This is a genomic window from uncultured Sphingomonas sp. (genome assembly GCF_913774285.1).
Classification (GTDB): Bacteria; Pseudomonadota; Alphaproteobacteria; order Sphingomonadales; family Sphingomonadaceae; genus Sphingomonas.
In genome coordinates this window covers 108456-120751 of record NZ_CAJYHX010000008.1, presented here as the reverse complement: position 1 = coordinate 120751, position 12296 = coordinate 108456, and the positions used below count along the sequence as shown (strand labels likewise).

General features: G+C 68.3%; 8 protein-coding genes. 6 read left to right on the top strand and 2 right to left on the bottom strand.

Going from position 1 to position 12296, the window contains the following annotated elements; genetic code table 11:
• Positions 1–17: 17 nt before the first annotated feature.
• From QZ670_RS04285 to QZ670_RS04275, 3 genes are all read left to right on the top strand, one after another.
• Positions 18–449 carry a MarR family transcriptional regulator gene (locus tag QZ670_RS04285; RefSeq protein WP_294252554.1) on the top strand — a complete coding sequence of 144 codons (432 nt, stop codon included), beginning with the start codon at positions 18–20 and terminating at the stop codon, positions 447–449.
• 90 nt (positions 450–539) lie between these two features.
• Positions 540–2150: an NAD(P)/FAD-dependent oxidoreductase gene (locus QZ670_RS04280; protein WP_294252553.1), complete on the top strand. Its 1611-nt coding sequence runs from the start codon at positions 540–542 to the stop codon at positions 2148–2150.
• Positions 2151–2220: 70 nt separating this feature from the next.
• Positions 2221–3984 carry a GGDEF and EAL domain-containing protein gene (locus QZ670_RS04275; protein ID WP_294252552.1) on the top strand — a complete coding sequence of 588 codons (1764 nt, stop codon included), beginning with the start codon at positions 2221–2223 and terminating at the stop codon, positions 3982–3984.
• On the opposite strand, the gene QZ670_RS04270 is transcribed toward QZ670_RS04275, so the two are convergent.
• The gene (locus tag QZ670_RS04270; protein ID WP_294252551.1) at positions 3981–5759 is read right to left on the bottom strand and encodes an ABC transporter transmembrane domain-containing protein; all 1779 of its coding nucleotides are present in this window, start codon (positions 5757–5759) and stop codon (positions 3981–3983) included. The genes QZ670_RS04275 and QZ670_RS04270 overlap by 4 nt on opposite strands.
• Positions 5760–5912: 153 nt before the next feature.
• Between QZ670_RS04270 and phaZ the strand changes: the two genes are divergently transcribed.
• Positions 5913–7145, top strand: a complete 1233-nt coding sequence (gene phaZ / locus QZ670_RS04265) for a polyhydroxyalkanoate depolymerase (protein WP_294252550.1) — start codon at positions 5913–5915, stop codon at positions 7143–7145.
• Positions 7146–7341: 196 nt separating this feature from the next.
• On the opposite strand, the gene putA is transcribed toward phaZ, so the two are convergent.
• On the bottom strand, positions 7342–10407 hold the full coding sequence (gene putA / locus QZ670_RS04260) for a bifunctional proline dehydrogenase/L-glutamate gamma-semialdehyde dehydrogenase PutA (RefSeq protein WP_294252549.1): 3066 nt from the start codon (positions 10405–10407) through the stop codon (positions 7342–7344).
• A 121-nt stretch (positions 10408–10528) separates the two neighbouring features.
• Between putA and QZ670_RS04255 the strand changes: the two genes are divergently transcribed.
• Both QZ670_RS04255 and QZ670_RS04250 read left to right on the top strand, forming a co-directional pair.
• Entirely contained in the window at positions 10529–10960 is a 432-nt protein-coding gene (locus QZ670_RS04255) for a MaoC family dehydratase (protein WP_294252769.1), read from the top strand.
• Between the two features lie 132 nt (positions 10961–11092).
• Positions 11093–12268, top strand: coding sequence for an acetyl-CoA C-acyltransferase (locus tag QZ670_RS04250; RefSeq protein ID WP_294252548.1), 1176 nt, complete (start codon positions 11093–11095; stop codon positions 12266–12268).
• Positions 12269–12296 lie beyond the last annotated feature (28 nt).

The window sequence follows — 12296 nt, the reverse complement described above, 5'->3', positions numbered from 1 at the left end:
GGGAGGAGTTTCTGCCCATGCCTGCCCCGCTTCCGCTCGACGGCCAGCTCTGCTTCTCGCTGTACAGCGCGAGCATGGCGATCACGCGCGTCTACAAGCCGATCCTCGATCGGCTGGGGATCACCTATCCGCAATATCTGGTGCTCCACGCGCTGTGGGAGAAGGACGGCCGCACCGTCGGCGCGATCGGTGCGCGGCTCGCGCTCGAATCGAGCACGATCACCCCGCTGGTGAAGCGGCTGGAGGCTGCCAGGCTGGTCGAACGAAAGCGCAATCCGGAGGACGAGCGGCAGGTGCAGGTGTTCCTCACCGGCCAGGGCCAGGCGATCCGCGAGGAATGCGGCTGCTTGGGCGAGGCAGTGCTGGAGAAGACCGACCTGACGCTGGAGCGGCTGGCGCAGCTCAATCGCGAGGCGCAGGCGCTGCGCGACTCGCTCGCCCGCGACTGAGCGCTACGCACCAATCCCCGGTTTGCCGCGCGCGCCCATGCGGCTAAGGGGAGCAATCAATCCCCGAAATCTGTTGGAACCCCCGTTTCGATGCTGCGCCTGTCCGGACTTTCCCTGCCCCTCGATCATCCCGCCGATGCGCTCGCGCCTGCGATCGCGCAGCGGCTGAGCGTGGCGCCGGCGGACGTGCGCGGTTTCACCGTGTTCAAGCGCGGCAACGATGCACGGCGGCGCAACGCGATCCTGCTGGTGTATACGGTCGACGTCGATCTGACCGACGAGGCCGAGGTGCTGGCGCGGCTCGCCGGTGACAAGGACGTGCGGCCGACGCCCGACATGACCTATCGCCCGCCGGTGCACGCGCCCGAGGGCTGGAATGGCTTGCGTCCGGTGGTGATCGGCGCGGGGCCGTGCGGTCTGTTCGCCGGGCTGATCCTTGCGCAGATGGGGTTCCGCCCGATCATCGTCGATCGCGGCAAGATCGTGCGCGAGCGGACCAAGGACACCTGGGGCCTGTGGCGTCGCTCCGAGCTCAACCCGGATTCGAACGTCCAGTTCGGCGAAGGCGGGGCGGGCACCTTCTCCGACGGCAAGCTCTATTGCCGGGTCAAGGACCCGCGCTTCCTCGGCCGCAAGGTGCTCGAGGAGTTCGTGCAGGCCGGGGCGCCCGACGACATCCTGTGGCAGGCCCATCCGCATATCGGCACCTTCCGCCTCGTGACGATGGTGGAGAGCATGCGTCGCACGATCGAGGAACTGGGCGGCGAATATCGCTGGCAGACCCGCGTCGACCGGATCGAGCTCGACGGCGAGCGCAAGATGCGTGGCCTGCACCTCCACGACGGCAGCTTCCTCGATGCGGACCATGTCGTGCTGGCAGTCGGCCATAGCGCACGCCCGACCTTCGAGATGCTCCACCAGGCGGGCGTGCACCTGGAGGCCAAGCCCTTTTCGATCGGCGTACGGATCGAGCATCCGCAGAGCTGGATCGACCAGGCGCGCTTCGGCAACTGCGCCAAGCATCCCGATCTGGGCGCGGCTGCCTATGCGCTGTCACACCACTGCGCCAATGGCCGCACCGTCTACAGTTTCTGCATGTGCCCAGGCGGGCGGGTGGTGGCGGCGACCTCCGAAGAGGGTCGCGTCGTCACCAACGGCATGAGCCAGTACTCGCGCGCCGAGTTCAACGCCAATTCGGGCCTCGTCGTGGCGATCGATCCCGCGCGCGATTATCCCGGCGGTCCGCTCGCGGGCATCGAGCTGCAGCGCAAATGGGAGGACGCGGCCTTTATCGCGGGCGGCTCCAACTACAACGCGCCGGGTCAGCTGGTCGGCGACCTGCTCGCCGGGCGCCCCTCGACTGCGCTGGGCCAGGTGGTGCCGAGCTACAAGCCGGGGGTGACACCCACCGATCTCGCGCAGTGCCTTCCCGACTTCGTGATCGAGGCATTCCGCGAGGCGCTGCCGGTGTTCGGTCGCCAGATCGCGCGCTATGATCATCCCGAGGCGGTGATGACCGGGGTGGAGACGCGCACCTCCTCGCCGCTGCGGATCACCCGAGGACCGGACTTCCAGAGCCTGAACACGCCGCGGCTGTTCCCGGCGGGCGAGGGGGCGGGCTATGCCGGCGGCATCCTTTCGGCGGCGATCGACGGCATCAAGGTTGCCGAGGCGGTCGCGGCCAGCATCATGGCCGATTAACCACCACAATACAGTGCTGTGCGGAATCGTTCGTTCGCGGCGTCTATAATGGACGGCGAAGGGAACGATTGTGCAGGATTACCGGGAAGCGGCGCGGCTCGACGCGCTGCATCAGCTGAAGCTGCTCGACACGCCCCCGAGCGAGCATTTCGATCGCATCACGCGGATGGCCGCGCACGTCTTCGGGCTGCCCATCGCGGCGGTGTCGCTGACCGACAAGGACCGGCAATGGTTCAAGTCGCGCGTCGGTGTCGACCATTGCAGTATCCCGCGCGAAAAGGCGCCCTGCTCCGAGGTCGCCGAAGTGCGTGACGTGGTCGTGATCGAGGATTTCGCGACGCACCCCTTCTACGCCGACAGCCTGCTCGCGGCCCATGGCACGCGCTTCTACGCCGGCGCACCGCTGGTGACCAAGGAAGGCTATGGGCTCGGCGCGCTCTGCGTGCTGGGCACCGAACCGCGCGTCGCCACGCCCGGGGAACTTGCGGCGCTGGCCGATCTCGCCGCGATGGTAATGGAGCAGATCGAGCTGCAGCATTCCTTCGGGCGGATCGATCCGATCAGCGGCCTGCCGACGCGCGCGCAGTTCCGGGACGATCTCGCCGATCTTGCCCTCGACTGTCCCGGCCAGGCGCGGATCGCGGTGGTGGCCGATCTCGCCCGCGACGATCAGATCGCCAAGATCGTCGGGGCGATGGGTGCTGCGCGATTGGACGAGATGGTGCGCGAGGCGGCGCATGCGATCCAGGGCGCGCTTGGCGCGAACCGCACGGCCTATCATGTCGGCACCACTCAATTCGCCTTCCTTTCGCCGCCGGAGGTCGATGTCGAGGGCTATGTCGCGGTGCTCCAGCGCGGCTTCGAGGCGATCCGCGCCACATCGAGCGTGCGCTTCGTGACCAGCGTCGCGATCGGCGTGCGGCCGTTCCGCCTCGGCGAGGTGGCGCCGGAAGACGTGTTGCGTGGGGCCGCCAGTGCGGCGCAGGACGCGCGGCGGAACGATGGCGCGATCGCGCTCTATTCAGAAACGCGCGACAGCGAGATGCGCCGGCATTACGACCTGCTGCAGGATTTCGGCGAAGCGCTGGAGGCGGGGGACCAGCTGCGGCTGGTTTTCCAGCCGCGCGTGGATCTCGCCACCCGCCGGTGCCTGGGCGCGGAGACGCTGCTGCGCTGGTGCCATCCCACGCTGGGCGAAGTGTCGCCTGCCGAGTTCATCCCGATCATCGAGCAGACCGCCCTGGCGCGGCCGGCGACACAATGGGTGCTGGAGCATGCGCTCGACCAGCTCGCGTCGTGGAGCGCGGCGGGACTCGACCTGACGCTGTCGATCAACATCTCGGCCGCCAATCTGATGGAGGCCGATCTGATCCAGCGCATCCAGCTGGCGCTGATCGCGCGGCCGCTGCGGCCGTCGCAGCTGGAGATCGAGCTCACCGAAAGCGCGATGATGGCGCAGCCGGAAAAGGCGCTGGCGATGCTGCGCGAGCTGGCTGAGGCGGGCATTGCGCTGGCGATCGACGATTTCGGCACCGGGCATAGCAGTCTCGCCTATCTTCAGCAGGTGCCGGCGCATGTCGTGAAGATCGATCAGGCGTTCGTGCGCGGCCTGTCGGCCCCGCAGGGCGCCGATTACGTGCTCGTCGAGACGATGGTCGGCCTGCTCCATAAGCTCGGCCGCCGTGTAGTGGCCGAGGGAGTCGAGACCGAGACCGCCGCCGCGATCCTCGCCGGCATGGGTTGCGAGGAAGCGCAGGGCTATTGGTTTGCGCGGCCGCTGGAAGTGGCGGCGTTCGCGGAGTGGATCGAAGCGCGCAAGGCGCTGGCCGCCTAGGCGCTTTCGCTGAACTGCAGCGCGGCCAGGCGGGCATAGAGCCCGCCCTGCGCCACCAACTCGGCATGGGTGCCGGTCTCGACGATCCGCCCGCCGTCCATCACGATGATCCGTCCCGCCGCGCGCACGGTGGCGAGGCGGTGGGCGATCACCAGCGTGGTGCGGCCCTGCATGAGGTGCTCGAGCGCATCCTGCACCAGCTTCTCGCTCTCGGCGTCGAGTGCGCTGGTCGCCTCGTCGAGCAGCAGGATCGGCGCGTCGCGGAGCAGCGCGCGGGCGATGGCGAGCCGCTGGCGCTGACCGCCGGAAAGCCGCGCGCCGCCCTCACCGAGGAAGGTGTCGAGCCCGTCCGGCAGGCTGCGGAGGAACTCGGCGGCGTTGGCTGCCTCGGCGGCGGCCCAGATGGCCGCGTCGCTGGCGTCCCAGGCGCCGTAGCGCAAATTGTCGCGCGCGCTGGCGGCGAAGATCACCGTCTCCTGCGGCACCATCGCGATGCGGGCGCGGACCTCCGCCGGATCGGCCTTGGGGATGGCGACGCCGTCGATCCGGATCTCGCCGCTTTCGGGATCGTAGAAGCGCTGGAGCAGCTGGAACAGCGTCGACTTGCCGGCGCCCGAGGGACCGACCACTGCCACCGTCTCGCCGGGGGCGACGAACAGCGAGAAGTCCTGCAGCGCCGAGACTTCGGGCCGCGTCGGGTAGCGGAAGGTCACCGCGTCGAACGCGATCGCCCCTTCGGCCGGGCTGGGCAGCGCCACCGGATTGGCGGGCGGGGCGATGTCCGGCTCCTGTTGGAGCAGCTCGGCAAGCCGGCTGGCGGCGCCCGAGGCGCGCAGCAGGTCGCCATACACTTCGGTCAGCGCGCCGAACGAGCCGGTGACGAGGCCGGCGGTGATCACGAAGGCGGTGATCGCGCCGCCGCTGATCTGCCCGGCGGCGACGCCCGATACTGCATCCCACATGATCAGCGTGATCGCGGTGAACAGCAGGCCGATGACCAGCGCGGTCATCACCGCGCGCAGGGCGAAGCGCTTCTGCGCGGCGGCGAAGCTGCGCACCACCGCGTCCTGGAAGCGCTGTCCCTCGCGGCGCTCCTGCCCGAAGGCCTGGACGATCCGCATTGCGCCGAGCGTCTCGGAGGCGATCGCGCCAATATCGGCAACCCGATCCTGGCTCGCCCGCGAATATTGCCGCACGCGCCCGCCCAGCCACACGATCGGCAGCACGGTGAGCGGCATGCCGACAATGAGATAGGCGGCGATCTTGGGCGACAGCACGAACAGGTAGATCACCCCGCCGATGCCGGTCAGCAGGTTCCTGAGCGCGATCGAGACGGTCGATCCCACCACCTGCTCGACCAGCGCGGTATCCGAGGTGAGTCGCGAGGCGATCTCCGACGGGCGGTTTTCCTCGAACCATTTCGGCGGCAGGCGCAGCAGATTGCGGTGCACCGCGACGCGCAGGTCCGCCACGGTCCGCTCCGCCACCCAGGAGATGAAGAAGAAACGGACCGCCGTCGCGATCGAAAGCACGAGGATCACCGCCAGCAGGCCCTCGAAATAGACGCCGATCCTGCTGGTGTCGGCGCCCGCGGCAAAGCCGTTGTCGACGATCTGCTTGAAAGTGCGCGGGATCCACAATGTCGCGGCGGACGAGGTCAGCAGCGAAACCATCGCAATGGCGATCTGCAGCGGATAGCGGCGGGTGAACTGCCAGATGACGAGCAGGCTGCTGAGCTTGCGGCGCGGCGCCGGCGGCGGGGTCGTGTCGGCCATGCCGGACCGCGTAGCGCGGTTCGCAGGGCAGGGGAACCACCTCCGGTTCTCTCTGTTCCGCATAGCTACGACGTTGCGGCGCACAAGGCGCGCGTCTATATAAGTGGTAAGACAACCCCCGCTGCAGGGATCGGGGCACGGGGAAGGAATTTTATGCTGTACGACGCTTACGAATTCCAACGTTCAATGCTCGCCGGTGCGAGTGCTCTGGCCAATTTCGGGGCGGGCCTGCTCAACAATCCGGCCAACCCGTTCGCCTATTTCGGCGGCGGCCCGGTGATGGCCTCGGCGCTGGAGGTGTTCGCGCACGCCTCGGCGCCGCGTGGCAAGCCAGCCTTCGCGCTCGACTTCACCGAGATCGACGGCCGCAAGGTCGAGGTTCGCGAGGAGATCGTGCTGCGCAAGCCGTTCGGCCAGCTTAAGCGCTTCGTGCGCCAGGGTGTCGAGGGCGGGCCGAAGCTGCTGATCGTCGCGCCGATGTCCGGCCATTATGCCACGCTGCTGCGCGGCACAGTGCAGCGGATGCTGCCGGTGGCCGATGTCTACATCACCGACTGGCGTGACGCCAAGCTGGTGCCGACCAGCGAGGGCAAGTTCGACCTCGACGACTATGTCGATTACGTGATCGATTTCCTGGCGCATATCGGCGCCGAGGGCGATCCCCGGCCGCACATGCTGGCGGTGTGCCAGCCCTCGGTGCCCTGCTACGCCGCTGCGGCGGTGATGAGCGCGGACAACCATCCCAACCGGCCGGCGACGCTCACCATGATGGGCGGCCCGATCGACACGCGCGAAGCCCCGACGGCAGTGAACACGCTGGCGACCGAGCGGCCGTACAGCTGGTTCGAGCACAACGTCATCGCCACCGTGCCGATGACCTATGCGGGCGCGGGCCGGAAGGTGTACCCCGGCTTCCTGCAGCTCGCCGGCTTCATGACGATGAACCTCGGCAACCACCTCATCTCGCACTGGGAGATGTTCAAGCATCTCGTCCAGGGCGACGACGAGAGCGCCGATGCGACGATGAAGTTCTACGAGGAATATCGCTCGGTCTGCGACATGACCGCGGAGTTCTACCTCCAGACGATCGAAGTGGTATTCCAGACGCATGCGCTGCCCAAGGGCGAAATGCTGCACCGGGGCCGCAAGGTCGATCCGGGTGCGATCACGGACATCGGCATCCTCGCGATCGAGGGCGAGCGCGACGACATTTCGGGCATCGGCCAGACCAAGGCGGCGCTGACCATCGCGACCAACCTGCCGGAATCGCACAAGCAGTACCATCTGGCCGAAGGCGTCGGCCATTACGGCATCTTCAACGGCTCGAAATGGCGCAACCGCATCGCGCCGGTCGTCGAGCAGTGGATGGCCACGCACGGCGGTTGAGCCGATTGCCACCCCCTCTCCCCACCGGGGAGAGGGAGGGGCCCGCTGCCGAAGGCAGTGGGAGGGAGAGGGGCACTTCGACGATCGAGCAGCCAAGCGGCGCTTGCGCGCCGCTCACCCTCTCCAAGCTTCGCTAGGCGGCAAGCCGCCAAGCTTCGCTATCCTCTCCCTCAAGGGAGAGGATAGATAGGTCCAATCAAATCCCCCCTTCGTCCAGGCTGAGCAGCGTCGCGTTGCCGCCGGCGCTGGTCGTATCCACCGACACCGCCCGCTCCGCGCAGAAGCGGTGCAGATAGTGCGGGCCGCCCGCCTTCGGGCCGGTGCCCGACAGGCCCTCGCCGCCGAAGGGCTGCGAGCCCACCACCGCGCCGATCATCGAGCGGTTGATGTAGAGATTGCCGACGCGCGCTTCCGCCTCGACCAGCTCGGCCGAGCGGGCGATACGGCTGTGCAGGCCCATCGTCAGGCCGAAGCCCTTGGCGTTCACCCGCGCCACCGTCTCGGCGAGCTGGCCCGCCTTCCAGGTGGCGACGTGGAGGATCGGGCCGAACCATTCGCGGGTCAGGTCCTCCGGCCGGTCGATGCGGATCATCGTCGGCGGCACGAACAGGCCGGTCGCGGGGACCGGCACGGTCTTGATCCACTGGGCCTTGGCGCTGTCGCGATAGGCCATCAGCTTGTCATAGGCCGCCTGGTCGATCACCGGGCCGATATCGGTGCGCGGATCGGCGGGGTCGCCCAAGATCAGCAGCTCCATCGCGCCGCGCAGCATCTCGATCACGCCCTCGGCGATCTCTTCCTGCAGCAGCAGCAGGCGCAGCGCCGAGCAGCGCTGGCCGGCCGAGCGGAAGGCCGAGGTGAGCACGTCGGCCACCACCTGCTCGGGCAAGGCCGTTGAATCGACGATCATCGCGTTGATGCCGCCGGTCTCGGCGATCAGCGGCACCAGCGGGCGGTCGTCGCCTTCGAGGAGCGACGCGGCGATCTTCTTGGCGGTCGGCGTCGAGCCGGTGAAGGCCACGCCGGCGATGCGCGGGTCCGAGGTGAGCGCGGCGCCCACCTCCGGGCCGCCGGTCACCAGCACCAGCGCATCCTCGGGCACGCCCGCCTGATGGGCGAGGCGAACGGCCGCACGGGCGATCTCGGGCGTCTGCGGCGCGGGCTTGGCGACGACGGCGTTGCCCGCGACCAGCGCCGCGGCGGTCTGGCCGAGGAAGATCGCGAGCGGGAAGTTCCAAGGCGCGATCGTCGCCCACACGCCGCGGCCGTCCATGCGCAGCTCGTTGCGCTCGCCCGTCGGCCCGGGGAGGGTGATCGGCGCGAGGCCGGTGCGCGCCTGGAGCGCGTAATAGCGGCAGAAATCGGCCGCCTCGCGGACCTCGCCGAGCGCATCGGGGATGGTCTTGAAGGCTTCCTTGACGGCGAGCGCCATCAGCTCGATGCGATTCTCCTCGAGCAAGTCGGCAAGGCGCTCGAGGATCGCGGCGCGGGTAGCGAGCGGCGTCGCGGCCCAGCCGGGGAAGGCGGCCGTGGCGCGGTCGATGGCGGACCGAACCTCGCCGCCTGCGCTCCCCTCCCGCTTGCGGGAGGGGGCGGGGGAGGGGATGCTTGCAGCGGAATCCGCCCTCGCCACGTCAGTCCCTCCCCTAGCCCCTCCCGCAAGCGGGAGGGGAACGTTCGGGACGGGCGTTGCGGCAATCGCCGCCGCGGTATCCGCAAGGATCGTCCGCTCAGCCAGGTCGATGCCGCTCGAATTCTTCCATGCGCCGAACAGCTCGACGGGCAGGGGGATGCTCGGGTGCCGCGTACCGCCCACCGCCGCGATCTTCTCCACCGGATCGGCGAGCAGCTCGGCCTCGCTCAGCTGCTCGTCGGCGAGCTGGTGGACGAAGCTGGAGTTTGCGCCGTTCTCGAGCAAGCGACGGACCAGATAGGCCAGCAAGTCGCGGTGCCCGCCCACCGGCGCGTAGATGCGGCAGTGATAGCCCTGTTCGTTGACCAGCCGCTCGTACAGCCCTTCGCCCATCCCGTGGAGGCGCTGGAACTCGAAGTCGCGATTGTCGCCCGCCCAGTCGAGGATGGTGGCGACGGTCAGCGCGTTGTGGCTGGCGAAGGCCGGCACGATGTTCCGGGCCGCAAGCATGTCGCGCGCGCAGGCGAGGTACGACACGTCCGTCGCCGCCTTGCGGGTGAACAGCGGGTAGTCCGACAGGCCTTCCACCTGCGTGCGCTTGATCTCGCTGTCCCAATAGGCGCCCTTGACCAGGCGGACGTGCATCGGCCGGCCGAGATCGTCGGCCCAGCCGATCACCGCGCGGGCGCGCTTGCCATAGGCCTGCACCGCCATGCCGAAGCCGTTCCAGCCCTTGAGCTCCGGCCGCCGCGCGACCGAGCCGATGATGTCGAGGCTCATTTCCAGCCGCTCGCTCTCCTCGGCGTCGACGGTGAGCGGGATGCCTTGCGCGGCGGACTCCGAGGCGAGCTGCGCCAGCATGTCGGTCAGCTCGGGCACGCAGCGGTCATATTGCGCGACTTCGTAGCGGGGGTGGAGCGCCGAGAGCTTCACCGAGATCGAATGCCCCGCCTTGGGATCGCGGCCGACGGCGCGGATCGCTTCGAAATAGGCCTGGAAATAGCGTTCGGCATCGGCCTTGGTCCGCGCCGCCTCGCCCAGCATGTCGAAGCTGGCGGTGAAGCCCTTGTTCTCTGGCTTCTTCATCCGCTTCATCGCCTCGTCGATGGTGCGGCCCATCACGAAGACCTCGCCCATCCGCTTCATCGCGGCGCCCACTGCCTGGCGGACGAAGGGCTCGCCGGCGCGCGAGATCAGCCGGCGGAGCGCCCCCGTCTTCTCGTCGCCGACCAGCGCGCGGCCGAGCATCAGGCCCCAGGTGGCGGAATTGACCAGCACCGAATTGGACTTGCCCGAATGCGCCTTCCAGTCGGCATCGCCGATCTTGTCGGCGATCAGCAGGTCGGCCGTTTCGGGATCGGGCACGCGCAGGAACGCCTCGGCGAGGCTGAGCAGCGCGACGCCCTCGGACGAGTTGAGCCGGTATTCCTGGAGGAACTGGTTCACCCAGCCGCGGGTCTGCGCCGCGCGCAGGTCCGCCAGCAGCGCCAGCGCATGATCCATCACCCGCTCGCGCGAATCGGGCGTGAGTCGCGCGCGCTCCAGAAGCGGTTTTAGAACATCGGGTTCGGCCGCACGATGCAGCTTGGCCATCAATTCGCGGTGGTGTGACGGTACGGCAGTCGGCATTTTCCAGTTTCCGGTCGGCTAAAGCTTGCAGGGAGGCCGGTGGCCCCACTAGATATGGCGTGCCTATGAAAGATAATTACGCGAGAGGATAGTCTTGGCGGCGACCGTCACCCCGCAGGAGATGGCCGAACGGATCGGCGCCGAGCATGTCTCGGACTGGGTGGAGGTCACCCAGGCGATGATCGACCAGTTCGCGGAAGCGACCGGCGACCACCAGTTCATCCATGTCGATCCGGTGCGCGCGGCGGAGACGCCGTTCGGCGGCACGATCGCCCATGGTTTCCTCTCGCTGTCGCTGATGCCGATGCTCGCCGCGCGCACCGATGCGCCGGCGATCGCGGGCGCGCGGATGGGCGTGAACTATGGGGGGAACAAGGTGCGGTTCCTCACCCCGGTGCGCTCGGGCAAGCGGGTGCGCGGGCGGTTCACGCTCAGGAAGTTCGTCGAGCGGCAGCCCGGCGTCTGGGAACAGTTGCAGGAATATCAGCTCGAGATCGAAGGCGAGGAGAAGCCGGCGGTGATCGCCGAGTGGATCGCGCTGGTTTACGTCTAATTTCCCCTCCCGCTTGCGGGAGGGGTTAGGGGAGGGGCTGGTCTAGCCTCGAAACAACGGAACCGGAGGGGCTCAGCCCCTCCCCCAGCCCCTCCCGCAAGCGGGAGGGGAGCGAAGAAGGAAGGACAGGAAATGCGCTCCGCAGTCATCGTTTCCACCGCCCGTACGGGCATCGGCCGGGCCTATCGCGGGGCGTTCAACGCCACCCCGGCGCCGACGCTGGGCGCGCACGCGATCCGCGCGGCGGTCGAGCGGGCCGGCATCGAGCCGGGCCAGGTCGACGACGTGGTGTTCGGCGCCGCGCTCCAGCAGGGCAGCCAGGCGCCCAACATCGCCCGCCTCGCGCTGCTCCGCGCCGGGCTGCCGGTGGACGTGCCGGGCATGTCGATCGACCGCCAGTGCGCGTCGGGCCTGATGGCGATCGCGACGGCGGCCAAGCAGATCGTCGTCGACAATATGGACATCACCCTCGGCGGTGGCGTCGAGTCGATCAGCATCGTGCAGACCCCGCAGATGCGCGTCGAGCCCGATCGCGAACTGATCGCGATGCACAACGACACCTATATGCCGATGCTCCAGACCGCCGAAGTGGTCGCCGCGCGCTATGGCATCGGGCGCGATGCGTGCGACGCCTATGCCTTCCAGTCGCAGCAGCGCACCGCCGCCGCGCAGGCCGCCGGCAAGTTCGACGACGAGATCGTCCCCGTCACCGCGACGATGAACCTGGTCAACAAGGAGACCAAGGAAGTCTCGCAGAAGGAAATCACGCTTTCCAAGGACGAGGGCAACCGCCCCGAGACGACGCTGGAGGGCCTGCAGGCGCTGCAGCCGGTGGTACCGAACGGCACCGTCACCGCGGGCAATGCCAGCCAGCTGTCCGACGGCTCCTCGGCGTGCGTGCTGATGGAGGAGAAGCTGGCTTCGCAGCGCGGCTTCACCCCGCTCGGCCGTTATGTCGGCATGGCGGTGGCGGGTACCAAGCCCGACGAGATGGGCATCGGCCCGGTCTATGCCATCCCCAAGCTGCTCGAGCGCTTCAACCTGAAGATGGACGATATCGGTCTTTGGGAGCTCAACGAGGCCTTCGCGGTGCAGGTGCTCTACTGCCGCGACAAGCTCGGCATTCCCAATGAGCTGCTCAACGTCAACGGCGGCGCGATTTCAATCGGCCACCCATACGGCATGTCGGGCGCGCGGATGACCGGCCATGCGCTGATCGAAGGCAAGCGCCGCGGTGCCAAGTACGTCGTCGTGACGATGTGCATCGGCGGCGGCATGGGTGCTGCGGGTCTTTTCGAGACGCTGTAACCACTTGACCGGAGGGTGCGGCGCGCTG